Source organism: Streptomyces sp. ISL-12, from assembly GCF_018614415.1.
GTDB lineage: Bacteria > Actinomycetota > Actinomycetes > Streptomycetales > Streptomycetaceae > Streptomyces.
On record NZ_JAGGOO010000144.1, the window covers coordinates 1 to 13,434 of the forward strand.

A 13,434-nucleotide genomic window follows, 5' to 3' on the forward strand; every position below is an offset into this window, starting at 1 on the left:
TGATCCAAACGACAGGCCCTGGCGCACCCGGCCGGACCGGGTCGGGCGGGCCGCCCACCCGGCCCGGTCAGCGGTGGCCAGGACGGCGAGCAGGACGGCGACGGCCGGTACGAGTCCGACCCCCTGCGGCACGCGCTCATACGCGTTGCCGCACCGCCGCGGCCTCAGGCTCCTTGTGCCGCGCCTCCGGGAACCCGGAGCTCCGGCTCCGCCCGCAGACCGTCGACGTCCACCCCGCTCTCCGCCAGCACACGCGCGACCTCCGCCGCGGACTCCGGGTCCGTCCCGGTCTCGTCCAGCAGGGCCGCCAGCAGATGCGTCGTGCCGACCGTCGGCGAGCCCTGAGCGGAAGCGGTGAACTGCGTGACGTGCAGGAGCCGTCGCTCGAAGTCGGCGGAGCCCTCGACCTCCGGGGGCACCTCCTGCGCGACCCCGGTGGAGGGCAGCAGCACTCGGGCGACCGCGCCCTGCCGTGCGCCGTGCCGGCGCAGGAGTTCCGCCCCCTGGTTGGCTCCCGCCAGCTCCTCGGGCAGCGCACGCTCCGCGACGGTCAACGACCGGTCCAGGGCCAGAATCCCCAGCAGCGCATCGACCGGTTCCGTCTCCGGCGCCCCGCGCCGCACCGCACTCCGGTGTGCCTCCGAGCGCACCGCGCTGACGACCGCGGAACCGAACCCGGCGCCGCCCCCGGACACCCAGGAGATGAACTTCCGGGTCAGTGGATTACCGCTCTTCCCGAACGTCCCCGCCTTGCGCATCAACACCACCGGTCCGGGTTCCGGCACTTCGTCGCTCCCCCGCAGCGCGTGCAGCGCGGTCGAGGCGGCCGAGACGTCCAGCTTCTCCACCACCATGGCCTCACGGGCACGCGTATCGGGCAGCTCGACCAGCGCCCGCGCCACGTGGCGGACGCGTACGGAAACGGTGCCCTCTTCCCGTGCCGCCTCCAGCGCCTTGCGCAGACAGGTGCGCAACGCGGGTGTCATCGGCGGGAGTCCGATGTTCTGCGGCTCCTCCTCCTTCCGGTTCTTCCAGCGCAGCCTCTTGGCCTCCTCGTGCCGGACCTCCCGCCAGAAGGCGTCGATCTCCCGCTCGTCGTCCGGGCTCCCCACCTCGCCGTCACCAGCGTCCCCGCTGATCCACACCGATGTCCCCCGGGCCGCGATCGAGCCGCCGAGTGTGCCCGAGGCCTTCATTCCGGGGGCGATCGCCGAACCGGCGGCCCATTCACCCGACACGAGCGCGTACAGCAGGCCTTCCGTACCGACATCCGTACGCTCCTGCTTGGCCACCGCGCGCATCGTCTCCAGCAGCAGCTTGACGACGTCCCTCTCGAACTCGGTGGTCACGTCGGCTCTGCGGTCGGACGTTCGCTGATCCATCGGGTTACCCCTCCATGGCGGTTACTTGCTACCAAGGACGCCGGTACACGCTCTCCGGATGCGCGGTCGGCCGGGCTTCCGGTCCTACCCGCGTCCGCGGGAAAGGAACAGCACACTGCTGAACGACGACGATCCTGTACTCGACGACCCGTAGGCCGGTCGCTCGCCGGTCGGCACGCGCCTCTCGCACGCCGCCTCGGCCGGGCCGCCACCTACCTCGACGAGGTGGCGACCTTCTCCGCCGTGCCCACCGGTCCGGACGCGAGGGATCGGGCCGGCCTCGCCGAGTTGCTCGGTCCCGGCGCGTTCGCCGACAGGCTCGGCTGCCCTGCCGTCCCGCCGTCGAACTGGGAGCCGGTCCGGGAGAGTTCCGGTGGCGCCTGCCCCAGTCGCTGGACGAGTTGCACGGCCGGTTCCTCGAGCCAGGCCATGGCCCGTGTCCAGCCGGTCTCCACTGCCGCTGGAGTGGCAGCCCGGACACTCGCGGCGGCATCTCGGAAAGGGGCACTGCATGTCGGACTCAGGCGTCGTCAGGACGCGTCACGCGATCGATGTGGCGGCCGAACCCAAGGCCGTGTACGAGCTGATCGTGGCGGCGGACAACTGGCCGCATATCTTTCCTCCCACCGTGCACGTGGAGAAGCTCGAGGGGGACGGCCGGTCGGAGCGGCTGCGGATCTGGGCGTTCGCGAACCGGGAGGTGCGGTCGTGGACCTCCCGACGGGAACTGGATCCGAGCGCGCTGCGGGTGAGGTTCCGCCAGGAGGTCTCGTCTGCGCCGGTCGCGTCGATGGGCGGCGAGTGGATCATCGAGGCCGCACCGGGCGGAAGCAGCGTCGTACTGCTGCACGACTTCACCGTGGTCGACGACGATCCGGTGGCCCGCGAGTGGGTGGAGCGCGCCGTCGACACCAACAGCGGCTCCGAACTGGCCGCGCTGAAAGCGACGGCCGAGTCCCTGGCGGCGGAGCCGAGAGCGCTGCTGTCGTTCGCCGACCACGTCGACATCTCAGGCCCGCAGCAGGAGGTGTACGACTTCCTCTGGCGGGCCGACCTCTGGGAAGAGCGGCTTCCGCACGTGAGCCGACTCGTGCTGACCGAGCCCGGCGAGGACCTGCAGACGGTGGAGATGGACACCCGCGCCGCCGACGGTTCCGTGCACACGACAAAGTCGGTACGGGTCGGTTTCGCGCCGGACCGGCTCGTGTACAAGCAGACCCAGGTGCCGCAGCTGATGGCCGCGCACTCGGGCCGCTGGACCATCGAGGCGACCGAGCACGGGGTGCGCGCCACCTCGCACCACACGGTCCTCCTGCGCCCCGAGCGGGTGCAGGAGCTGCTGGGCCCGGACGCCACTCTCGACACGGCCCGCGACCTCGTCCGCAAGGCCCTCGGCAAGAACAGCACGGCCACTCTCACCCTGGCCAAGGAGACCGCGGAGCGAGCCGCGTCCCGCTGACGTCCGGGCGAACGAAAAGGGCGGGGCCCCGCGGATCCGGGGCCCCGCCCTCCGTGTACGCGCTCAGCTCCCTGACAGGGCCGAGTTGACCAGGTCGACGAAGGCCCGCGGGGTCTCGGCGCCGTCGAGGTCCTCGTCGGGGATGACGACCCCGTAGTCACGGGTGATGCGGCCTGCCACTTCCAGCAGAGCGAGGGAGTCGTAGCCGAGGTCCGTGAACAGTATGTCGGCGATGTCCCCGCTCAGGTCGACAGCCTCGTCCTCGCCCGCCGACTCACGCAGGATGTGGGTGAAGTCGTCAATGCTCAGTGCCGTGACCCCGTTCGCGCTCATGGTGGGTTCCTTCCCGTTGGTTCGTACTCGGTGATGGGATGTGCCGGCCGTGCCGGTTGTTCGAGTGGTCCCGTGCCGCCGGTGCTGCGGTGGTTCAGTCGGTGGCCGTGACGACCGCTGCCGCGTTGAAGCCGCCCTCGCCGCGAGCCAGGACCAGCGCCGCGTCGCCGGTGAGCGGGCGGGCCTCACCCGTCACCAGGTCCACGGGGCAGTCCGCGGCGACCGATGTGACGTTCACGGTCGGCGGGACACGGCGGTCGCGCAGGGCGAGCAGCGCGGAGACCAGGTCGAGGGCCGCGCCGCCCGCGTACAGGCGGCCGGTCTGCGCCTTCGGTACGGCGACCTGCACCCGGCGGGCACCGAACACGGCGGCGAGCGCGGCCGCTTCGGCTCGATCGGCCTCGGGCACGCCGGCCGCGTCCGCGAAGACGACGGCGACGGCGTCGGGAGCGCAGCCCGCGTCCTTGAGGGCAGCGCGGATCGCACGCTCCAGGCCGTCGGCCTCCGGGTCCAGCGGGTCCGGGTCGAACGTGGCGGCGTACCCGGCCAGTTCGCCGTACACGCGGGCGCCGCGCTCCTCGGCGGATGCCGGGTCCTCCAGGACCACGTATGCGCCGCCCTCGCCCGGGACATGGCCCGAGGCGGCCTCGTCGAAGGGCAGGTACGCGCGGTCGGGGCGGGCCTCGGTGCTGAGACGCCCGGAGGCGAGCTGTCCCGCGAGGCCGAGCGGGCACAGCGCACCGTCGACGCCGCCCGCGAGCATCACCTTCGTGCCCTTGCGGATCTGCCGCCGCGCGTGCCCGATCGCGTCGAGCCCTCCGGCCTGGTCGGTGACGACGGCGCTGCTCGGGCCCTTCAGCCCGTGCCGGATGGAGATCTGGCCGGTGTTGACGGCGTAGAACCAGGCGAAGGACTGATACGCGCTGACGAACTGGCCGCCCTTGCTCCACAGGTTCTGCAGCTCGCGCTGGCCGAACTCGAAGCCACCCATCGACGAGGCCGAGGACACGCCCGCCTCGTACGGGGCCAGGGCGGCGAGGTCGAGGCCGCTGTCCTTCAGGGCCTCGTCGGCCGCGTACAGGGCAAGCCGGGTCATGTGGTCGGTCTGGGGCAGCAGCCGGCTCGGGATGTGCTCGGCGGCCTCGAAACCGGGCACCTCGCCGGCGAGCCGCACCGGGTAGCCGGAGGCGTCGAAACGGGTGATCTCCGCGATGCCGTTCGCACCCTCGACGATGGCCGCCCAGTGAGCGTCGGCGCCAAGCCCGGTGGGGGCGGCGACGCCGATGCCGGTGATCACGGGACGGGTGGCGGTTGCCGTCACGCGGCACTCCTTTCGGGACGGGCGAGGACGACGGCGCTCTGGAAGCCGCCGAAGCCGCTGCCAACGCTGAGTACGGAGTCGACCCGGGCCTCGCGCGCGCGCAGGGGGACGTAGTCGAGATCGCACAGCGGGTCGGGCTCGTGCAGGTTCGCCGTCGGCGGGATCAGGCCGTGCTCCATCGCAAGGACGCACGCGACGAGTTCGAGCGCGCCGATCGCTCCGAGCGAGTGTCCGATCATCGACTTGATGGAGCTGACCGGCACTTGGTAGGCGTGCTCGCCGAGCGAGGTCTTGAACGCGGCCGTCTCGTGCCGGTCGTTCTGCTTGGTGCTGGATCCGTGCGCGTTGACGTAGTCGACCTGCTCGGGCGCGAGCCGCGCCTCCGCGAGCGCGATCCGGATCGCCTCGGCCATCTCCGTACCGTCCGGGCGCAGGCCGGTCATGTGGTACGCGTTGCTGCGCGTGCCGAACCCGGCGACCTCGGCGTAGATCCGGGCGCCGCGGGCCCGCGCGTGGCCCAGCTCCTCCAGGATCAGCACGGCCGCGCCTTCGCCGAGGACGAGCCCGTTGCGGGTGTTGTCGAAGGGCCGGGAGGCGTGCTCCGGATCGTCGTTGCGGGGCGTGGTCGCCTTGATGGCGTCGAAGCAGGCCAGTGTGATCGGGGAGATCGGCGCGTCGGTGCCGCCCGCGACGATGACGTCGGCGCTTCCCTCGCGGATCAGGTCGGCGCCGTGGCCGATGGCGTCGAGACCCGAGGTGCAGCCGTCGGAGACGAGCGACACCGGGCCCATCGCGCCGACCTCGCGGGCCAGTTCGGCGGCCAGCGAGCTCGGGACGAAGTGGTCGTAGAGCCGGGGCACCGCGTACTCCTGGTCGACGAGCCAGTGGGCACCGCCGTCACTCAGGACGACGTACTCGTTCTCCATCGACGTGGTGCAGCCCACCGCGCAGCCGAGCGACACGCCCGTGCCCACGGCCTGGGAGGTGGCGAGGTCCAGGCCGGAGTCGGCGACCGCCTCCCGGGCGGCGACCAGCGCGAACTGACCCGCGCGGTCGAGCCTGCGCTCCTCCTGCGGCGACAGTCCGGCCGCCGCGGACTGGAAGTCGACCTCGGCCGCGACCTGGGAGCGGTACGGGGAGGCATCGAAGAGGGAGATCGTGCGGGTGGCCGTCCGCCCGGTCGACAGCAGATCCCAGTACCGCTTGATCCCTGTTCCCCCGGGCGCCACCGCACCGATTCCGGTTATGACGACGCGTCGTTCCATGGGCATCCTCACTCGCTGTCGGCGGGAACCGGCGCTCCGGCCCCTGGGCGTGACCGTGTCAAGTCGGTCTGGAGACCCGCTCGAACCGGCCTGGACGTCTGCGCGGTCGAACCGGTTGCCGGTGCGGCGGCGCTTCCGGCGGGCGATGCGCCAGCCGGGCCGGCGGGCGCGGGCCTTGGGGAGCCGGCCGGCTTGCCGGAGGCGGCGGGCGCGCCCGCGAGTTCGGCGAGGGCCTGCTCGAAAGCCGCCCTCTCGGCGCTCGGTTCGCCGGGCCGCGCGGGAAGGAGACCGATCGCCCGGGAGCCCCCCTTCGCGACCCGCGGATGGCGGCGCGCGAGCGCGGTGAGCCCCTGCCCGGGACCCGCCTCCGCGAGTACCACGTCCTGGTCGGCGAGCACGATGTCGAGCGCCGGCCCGAACAGCACCGGACGCGCGGGCTGCAGCGCCCAGAACCGCGGGTCCCGGGCCAGTTCGTACGTCAACGGCCCGGGCTCGTACGCGGAGTGCAGCGGCAGCCGGGGAGGACGGACACGCACAGCGGCGAGCAGCGGCAGCGCGCGCAGGGCCGCCGCTGTGAGCACGGGGCTGTGGAACGGGTTGAGCGCACGGGCCCTGCGGCATGTGAAGCCGTCGGCGCGCAGTTTCTCCTCGGCGGTGCGCAGGCCGGCCTCGGGGCCGGCGAGCAGCACCTGGCGGGGCGCGTTGACGGCGCCGACGACGACCTCTTCCGTCGTGTACGGGGCGACCTCGTCGGGGCCCGCCTGCACGGCGAGCATGCCGCCCGGCGGGGTGCCCTGGAGCTGGGCGATCCGGTCCGCCATGACGGACACGGCGTCCGCCGGGTCGAAGACGCCGGCGAGCGTGGCCGCGGCGACCTCGCCGACACTGTGCCCGAGCAGGGCCGCAGGCCGCACCCCGGCGTCGAGGACCGTCCGTCCGACGGCCCAGTTCAGCGAGAACAGCAGCGGCTGCGCGGTGCGCAGACTGTCGGCCTCCGGGCCGCGGCGGGCGGCGAGCCAGTCGGCACGCAGGTCGAACCCGTGTGCGCTCCACAGCCCAAGGACCTCGTCCATACAGGTCCGGAAGCCCAGGTGGGCGTGGTACAGGCCGACGCCCATACCAGGCTGCTGCGCGCCCTGTCCGGGAAACAGCAGCACGGCCGGCGGCGGTTCGGTCACGGCGGATCTCCTCTCCTCGGTGTCCCGGCATGGTGGGGACGCCGTCTGGAGCCTCGGTCGACACCGGGCACAACGGCCGCGCCGTACGCACGGCCGGGCGGCACGGCGTGGCTCCCGGCCGACCCGCGCGCCGTCTCGTAGCCGCCCCGAACAGGGCCGCTCCAGTCGTTCTGGACCGCTCGTCCACCGGTCGCCCGGAGTGTTGTCCCCAGCCGGAGGCACGCGACCCGTTGCCCCGGTGCGCCGCGGTCGGTACGAGGGCCGCCGGGCCGGGCACCACCTGGACCGGCGGCCGTCGGCGTCTGCGAGGTTCCCTTCTGGACAGCCTGTGAAAGGGCATCGGGACATGAGGTTCGACGACCTGTACATCGCCGGGGCGGCCGTGCACCTGGAGGGCAGGAGCACCGTGGAGGAGGCGCTACGGGACGGGCGGTGCGACGAGCGCACCGCGATCCGCAGCGGGATCGCCTCCGTCGCGGTGTCGACGGGCGCCTCCGCGCCCGAGCTCGCGGTGGCCGCGGCACGGCAGGTGTTGAAGCGTACGGCTACGCATCCCACCGACATCGATCTGCTGCTGCACGCGACCGTGCAGCACCAGGGGCACGACCTGTGGGCCCCTGCCTCGTACATCCAGCGGTACGCGGTCGGCAACCGGTGCCCCGCGATCGAGATCAAGCAGCTCTCCAACGGGGGCATGGCCGCGCTGGAACTCGCCTCCGGCTATCTCGCCGGCGCGCCCGGCCGTACGGCCGCGTTGCTGACCACGGGCGACGTGTTCGGCGAGCCCGGCTTCGACCGCTGGCGCAGCGACCCCGGCACTGTGTACGGCGACGCGGGCACCGGGCTCGTCCTCCGCCGGGGGCGTACGGGCTTCGTGCGGCTGCGCAGTCTCGTGACCGTGTCGGACGCCGATCTGGAGCAGATGCACCGGGGGCGGGACCCGTTCTCCCGGGTGCCGTTCGCGGTACGGCAGCCGATCGATCTGGGGCTGCTCCAAAGGGCGTTCATCGAGGAGACCGGGCGGTCGTACAGCGTCGCCCGGATCACGGCGGGCCAGGACGAGACGCTGAAGCGGGCGCTGGCCGAGGCGGACTGCACGCTCGCCGACATCTCATGGTTCGTGCTGCCGAATTTCGGGCGTGGCCGGCTGAACTCGACGTTCCTGCGCCGCTGGAGCGTTCCGGAGGAGCGGACCACCTGGCAGTGGGGCCGTTCGATGGGTCACCTCGGGGCCGGCGACCAATTTGCGGGCCTCGCCCTCCTCGCCGAGTCGGGCCGGGCGCGCTCCGGTGAGCTGGGCCTGCTGTTCGGGGTCGGCGCCGGGTTCACCTGGAGCTGCGCGGTCGTCGAATTCACGGGTGCGGACCCGGGGGCGGCGGGCGTGTGAGCCCCGGGGTACGGATGACGGTACGGGCGGGACCGGGTCGCGGACGACGGACGGCCCGGTCCCTCGCTGCTCTCCCCGGCCGAACTGCTCCGGACGCGCCGTAGCCGGTGGCCGCTCGCCGCGCGCCGCTGAGCCGCCGCGCGTACGGGCGCCGCGGCGCGTCCTCGCCGAGCGGGTCGGGGCGGCTCCCGAACGCCTGCGCACCGGCCGGGTGCCGGGCCCGCATCGCGGCACCCGGGACCACCGCCCGCCCTGCCGGACTCCCCCGCCTGCGCGAACGCCGGTCCCCGTTCGGGGCCGCACTGACCGGCGACGGTGGCGCCAGGTTTTCGGGCGGGTCCCGGGGACCCGCACCCGCTGTTCCGCTGCTGGACCCGCAAGGGCGCGCACCACCGGCGGACGCGTCGGCACCTTCCCGGCTCCAGCCGGCGTCCATGCGGACCTTGCGGTACCGGGTGTCGCCCCGATCGCCTGAGGCGACCACGAAGCCTGGGCGGGCCGCTCATCCGGAGCGGCCCGCACCTCGTCCTCGCTGCCCGGTTTCCCTCGTCGCCCGGTGTCAGGGCCTCGTCGGCGGGTTCACGACGGACTTCTCGACGGCCGCCGGCTCCAGCTGCCACTTCTTGAGGATCCTGGCGTACGTGCCGTCCTTGATGAGCTGGTTCACCGCGTCCTTGAGGGGTTCGGCGAGCGGGGAGCCCTTCATGACGGCGAGACCGATGTTCTTGCGCTCGATCTCGTTGAGGTAGCGGAGGTCCGGCTGCTGGGTGGCCGCGTAACGCAGCACGCTGGACGTCGTCATCAGCACGTCCACACGGCCCTGGCGCAGTGCGAGGAAGTGCGCGGCGGCGTCCGGGTAGGTACTGATCGTGATCGGCTTCCTGTCGTCGGCCACGCACTCCTTGCTCGCCGCTTCGAGGTCCGCCTCGAAGGTCGTGCCCGTACCGGTGCCTACGCGCAGCCCGCAGAGCCGCTTGAGATCGTCGACCTCCTTCAGCTCGCTGTCGTCCCGTACGGCGAACCCGGTGCCGTCGGTGATGTAGAGGACGAAGTCGAGGGCCTGCTTGCGCTCCTCGGTCACGGAGAGGTTCGCGGTGCCGAGGTCGTAGCGGCCGGCGTTCAGGCCGGTGATGAGGGACGCGCCGCTGACGTGCTTGCGCTCCACCTTCAGTCCGAGGACGCGGGCCGCTGCCTCGGAGACGTCGATGTCGACGCCGCGCGGCGGGCCGCCGTCCTCGGGGCTGAACGCGACGGGGGGCACGCCGATGCCGGACCCGATGCGCAGCTTCCCGGACTCGCGCAGCTTCGCGGGCAGCGCCGCGGAGATGGCGGGGTCCTCGTGGACTGCGGAGACCACGTCCTGGCGGCCGAGGTCGGCGGCCCGGGTGTCCTCGGGGATCTCACCCGTACCCGAGCCACAGGCCGCGAGGAGCAGGGTGATCAGGGCCGCCGCGGCGAAGAACTGAGTGGTGCGCGGGCGGCGGGGGCGGCGTCCGCGCACGCGCCTGGGGCGCGCGGCCGGGATCGGGGACATGGTGCCTCCTCTACAGGGCTGGGCTCTGTTCTGGGACGGGCGGGGAACGGTGCTGGGTGGGACTGGAAGCGGGGCCCGCACGCACGGCGCCCGCGTCAGTCACGGGCCAGGAAGCGGACCGTGCGGTCGTTTCGCGGGGCGTCGAAGACCGATTCCGGCGGGCCCGTCTCGACGATCCGGCCCTTGTCCATGAAGACGACCTGGTCGGCGATCTCCCGGGCGAACCGCATCTCGTGCGTGACAACGATCATCGTCATCCCGCCGTCGGCGAGTTCCCGAATCACCGTCAGCACCTCCCGGGTGAGTTCGGGGTCGAGCGCGCTGGTCGGCTCGTCGAACAGCATCGCCCCCGGTTCCATGGCGAGGGCTCGCGCGATCGCGGCCCGCTGCTGCTCGCCGCCGGAGAGCTGGTAGGGGCGCGAGGTCTCCTTCCCGGCGAGGCCGACCCGGGCGAGCAGGTGGCGGGCCCGCTCCTCGGCTGCGGCCCGCCTCAGCCTGAGCAGGGCACGCGGGGCCTCGGTGACGTTGTCGAGGACCGTCATGTGCGGGAAGAGCCGGAAGTTCTGGAAGACCATGCCGGTACGCGTGCGCTGACGGGCGACGGCGCGGCGCGGCCGCTCCCGGAGCCGGTCGCCGCGCCACTCGTAGCCGACGAGTTCGCCGTCGACGACGATGCGCCCCGCGTCGATGCGTTCCAGTCGGTTGACGCACCGCAGGAGGGTGCTCTTGCCGGAGCCGGACGGGCCGATGACACAGGTGACGGTGGACTCGGGAACGGTGAGCGAGACGTCGTCCAGCACGGTCAGCGCGCCGAAGGACTTGCGGACACCGACTGCCTCGATCATCCTCGGTCCTCCGTGGCGTAGCGGCGTTCGACGAAGTGCTGGACGACGCTGAGCAGCGTGGTCAGCAGCAGGTACCAGAGCGTGGCCACCAGCAGCAGCGGGATGACCAGGTAGTTGCGGTTGTAGATCAGCTGGGTCGCGTACAGCAGGTCCTGCACGGCGATGACGCTGACGATGGACGTGCCTTTCAGCAGGCCGATGACCTGGCTGCCGGCGGGCGGCAGGATCGCAGGCATGGCCTGCGGCAGCACGATCCGGCGGAAGGTCCGCCAGCCGCCGAGGCCGAGGGCCTCCGCGGCCTCGGTCTGGTCGCGGCTGACGGACAGAATGCCTGCCCGGACGATCTCGGCGAGCTGCCCGGCCTCGTGCAGGACGAGCCCGATGACGGCGGCCGTGAGACTGCTGATCATCCGCTCGGTGGAGAACTCGGCGAACGCGGGCCCGAACGGAATGCCGAGCGACAGCTCGGGGTACAGCAGCGAGATGTTGTACCAGAACAGCAGTTGCACGAGCATCGGAACGGAACGGAACAGCCAGGTGTAGCCGAAGCTCAGCGTCACAAGGACCGGGTTGCGGGACAGCCGCATCACGGCGAGCGCGGTGCCGAGGACGAAGCCGCCGGCGAAGGCGACCGCGGTCAGCCACAAAGTGGTGACGAGTCCGGCGAGCACAGTGTCCGCGGTGACGTACTTGGTGACGACGTCCCAGCGGAACGCGTCGTTCGTGACCAGGGCGTTGAGGGCCATCGCCAGCAGGACGAGGCCCGCCGCGGCCGCCACCCAGCGAAGCGGGCGCGGGCGGGGCCGCGCGAACGCCGCGTCGGCCTCGTCCGCCGTCTTCCGGCCCGGCCCGCCGGTGCGGGCGGCCTTGCGGGCACGGGGCGTACGGCCCTCGCCGCCGGTGCCGCTGCCCGGGCCGGTGCCGCCGTGCTCGGTGCGCAGGGAAACCATCGGCGGTCCGTCCTCAGTCGTTCGCCGCGTAGTGCGGCAGGACGTGCTCGGCGAACAGGCGCATGGTGCGGGCCGACTCCTCGAACGGCATGGCGCCGGAGATGACCTGCAGGCTGATCGTGAAGTCGCCGAACCAGCCACGGATGTCGTCGATCGCGGCCCGTACCTCGTCGGGGGTGCCGACGAGCGCCTTGCGTTCGGCGACGGCACGGCCGAAATCTCCGCGGCCCGCCTTCTCGACGATCTTCTCGTAGCCGGGGTAGTCCGCGCTGCGGGTCTCGCGCCAAGCGGACACCGCGGACGCGAGGGCCTGGTTGGCCCGCTCGGATGCCTGCTTGCCCTTCTCGCGGGCCTCCTGTCCGTCCTCGGCGATGTAGCAGCTGTAGCTCATGTGGACGTCCTCCTCGGTGGGCTTGAAGCCCGCGGCGGAGGCGGCGTCGCGGTACAGCGCGAGCGTCTTCTGCACTTGTTCGCGGGGGTTGATGGACGGGACGAGCATCACTCCGTGCCCGGCGCGGCCCGCGGCCTCCGCGGACGCGGGCGTCTTCGCGGTGGCGACGAGGATGCGCGGGTGCGGGCGCTGCCAGGTGCGCGGAAGCATGGTGACCGGGCCGAAGCGGTGGAAGGTGCCCTCCCAGACGACGTCCTCCTCCGCCCACAGCCGGCGGACGGCCTCGACGCCCTCGTCGAAGCGGGCCCGGCTCTCGTCCATCGAGACCTCGAACGCGGTGAACTCGTCCGGCAGGAACGCCCGTCCGAAGCCCACGTCCAGGCGGCCCTGGGAGATGTTGTCGAGCATGGCCAGCTTGCCGGCGAGCTTCAGCGGGTGCGTGAAGGCGGGCAGTACCGCGCCGGTGACGAGACGGACGCGGCGGGTGCGGGCCGCGGCGGCGGCGAGGAAGGTCACCGGGTCGGGGCTGTAGCCGCCGTACTCGTGGAAGTAGTGTTCGACGGTCTTGACGTGGTGGAAGCCGAGTTCGTCGGCGAGCTCGGCCAGCCGCAGCGACTCCTCGAAGTGCTGTCCGGCGGACTTCTCCGCGGGTCCCACGGTGGGGAAGAGGTTGATGCCGAACTTCATGGAGTCCCCTCGATGTGATGGCTGGACGGACGATGCGCGCGGTTCGGGTGACGGCCGGCGGCGGCGCACCGGGCCTCCGGGGCCGCGAGGCCCGGTACGGGCCACGGATGACGGTCGGCCGCGTTCGTCACGGTCCGTCGACCCGTCGCGGTTGGCGAACCGTGGCGGCTAAGGGGCCGTCGCGGGCCCGGACAGGGCGGGTACGGGCAGGTTGATGTAGGCGCGTTCGTGGTAGAGCATCGGCGCGCGGCCGTGTACGGCGGCGCCCTCGATCCGGCCCAGGAACACGCTGTGGTCGCCGGCCGGGATCTCCTGGTGCACGAGACACTCGGCGACGGCGCTGAGGTGGTGCGCCGGCAGCAGGGGGGCGCCGGCTGCACGTTCGGAGGGGCGCCAGCCGAGCCCGGCGAACTTCTGCGTGCTCTTGCCGGCAAAGCGCTCCGAGAGCCGCTCGTTGTGCACGGCGAGGAAGTTGATCGCGAAGCCGCCCGAGTGCCGGATCGCCGCGAGAGTCCGCGATTCGGTGCCCACGCACACGAGCAGCAGCGGCGGTTCCATCGACACGGAGGCGACGGCGCTGGTCGTCAGACCACTCGGCCGGTCTTCGGGGCCCGCGGCGGTGACGACGCAGACCGCGGCCGGGTGCGCGCTGAACACCGCGCGGAACAGTTCGTCATCGATCGCCATGGTCCGTAGCTCCTC

Annotated in this window: 13 protein-coding genes; 2 read left to right on the forward strand and 11 right to left on the reverse strand. The window is 72.5% G+C overall.

The window, feature by feature from the left end:
• Positions 1–164: 164 nt before the first annotated feature.
• Both J7I94_RS32870 and J7I94_RS32875 read right to left on the reverse strand, forming a co-directional pair.
• Positions 165–1,382: a Clp protease N-terminal domain-containing protein gene (locus J7I94_RS32870; RefSeq protein WP_215173129.1), complete on the reverse strand. Its 1,218-nt coding sequence runs from the start codon at positions 1,380–1,382 to the stop codon at positions 165–167.
• A 212-nt stretch (positions 1,383–1,594) separates the two neighbouring features.
• On the reverse strand, positions 1,595–1,813 hold the full coding sequence (locus J7I94_RS32875) for a hypothetical protein (RefSeq protein WP_215173131.1): 219 nt from the start codon (positions 1,811–1,813) through the stop codon (positions 1,595–1,597).
• 80 nt (positions 1,814–1,893) lie between these two features.
• Between J7I94_RS32875 and J7I94_RS32880 the strand changes: the two genes are divergently transcribed.
• Positions 1,894–2,841, forward strand: a complete 948-nt coding sequence (locus tag J7I94_RS32880; RefSeq protein ID WP_215173133.1) for an aromatase/cyclase — start codon at positions 1,894–1,896, stop codon at positions 2,839–2,841.
• A 63-nt stretch (positions 2,842–2,904) separates the two neighbouring features.
• Here the strand turns inward: J7I94_RS32880 and J7I94_RS32885 are convergent, their stop codons facing one another.
• The 4 genes from J7I94_RS32885 to J7I94_RS32900 form a co-directional block, all read right to left on the reverse strand.
• Positions 2,905–3,174 (reverse strand): acyl carrier protein, encoded by a 270-nt coding sequence (locus J7I94_RS32885; RefSeq protein WP_215173135.1) that lies wholly within the window; start codon positions 3,172–3,174, stop codon positions 2,905–2,907.
• Between the two features lie 94 nt (positions 3,175–3,268).
• Complete coding sequence (locus tag J7I94_RS32890) at positions 3,269–4,495, reverse strand: ketosynthase chain-length factor (protein ID WP_215173137.1); 1,227 nt, start codon at positions 4,493–4,495, stop codon at positions 3,269–3,271.
• On the reverse strand, positions 4,492–5,760 hold the full coding sequence (locus tag J7I94_RS32895; RefSeq protein WP_285442761.1) for a beta-ketoacyl synthase: 1,269 nt from the start codon (positions 5,758–5,760) through the stop codon (positions 4,492–4,494). Before J7I94_RS32895 ends, J7I94_RS32890 begins: the two co-directional genes overlap by 4 nt.
• A gap of 8 nt (positions 5,761–5,768) precedes the next feature.
• Positions 5,769–6,938, reverse strand: coding sequence for an acyltransferase domain-containing protein (locus tag J7I94_RS32900; RefSeq protein WP_215173141.1), 1,170 nt, complete (start codon positions 6,936–6,938; stop codon positions 5,769–5,771).
• 346 nt (positions 6,939–7,284) lie between these two features.
• Here J7I94_RS32900 and J7I94_RS32905 point away from each other — a divergent pair, with 346 nt between their 5' ends.
• On the forward strand, positions 7,285–8,325 hold the full coding sequence (locus J7I94_RS32905) for a ketoacyl-ACP synthase III family protein (RefSeq protein WP_215173143.1): 1,041 nt from the start codon (positions 7,285–7,287) through the stop codon (positions 8,323–8,325).
• A gap of 559 nt (positions 8,326–8,884) precedes the next feature.
• Here the strand turns inward: J7I94_RS32905 and J7I94_RS32910 are convergent.
• The 5 genes from J7I94_RS32910 to J7I94_RS32930 form a co-directional block, all read right to left on the reverse strand.
• Positions 8,885–9,859, reverse strand: coding sequence for an ABC transporter substrate-binding protein (locus J7I94_RS32910; protein ID WP_215173145.1), 975 nt, complete (start codon positions 9,857–9,859; stop codon positions 8,885–8,887).
• Positions 9,860–9,954: 95 nt separating this feature from the next.
• Positions 9,955–10,704, reverse strand: a complete 750-nt coding sequence (locus J7I94_RS32915; protein ID WP_215173147.1) for an amino acid ABC transporter ATP-binding protein — start codon at positions 10,702–10,704, stop codon at positions 9,955–9,957.
• Positions 10,701–11,654, reverse strand: a complete 954-nt coding sequence (locus tag J7I94_RS32920) for an amino acid ABC transporter permease (RefSeq protein ID WP_215173149.1) — start codon at positions 11,652–11,654, stop codon at positions 10,701–10,703. Before J7I94_RS32920 ends, J7I94_RS32915 begins: the two co-directional genes overlap by 4 nt.
• Before the next feature lie 13 nt (positions 11,655–11,667).
• Entirely contained in the window at positions 11,668–12,732 is a 1,065-nt protein-coding gene (locus J7I94_RS32925; protein ID WP_215173151.1) for an LLM class flavin-dependent oxidoreductase, read from the reverse strand.
• Positions 12,733–12,900: 168 nt separating this feature from the next.
• Positions 12,901–13,419: a flavin reductase family protein gene (locus J7I94_RS32930; protein ID WP_215173153.1), complete on the reverse strand. Its 519-nt coding sequence runs from the start codon at positions 13,417–13,419 to the stop codon at positions 12,901–12,903.
• Positions 13,420–13,434: the final 15 nt, after the last annotated feature.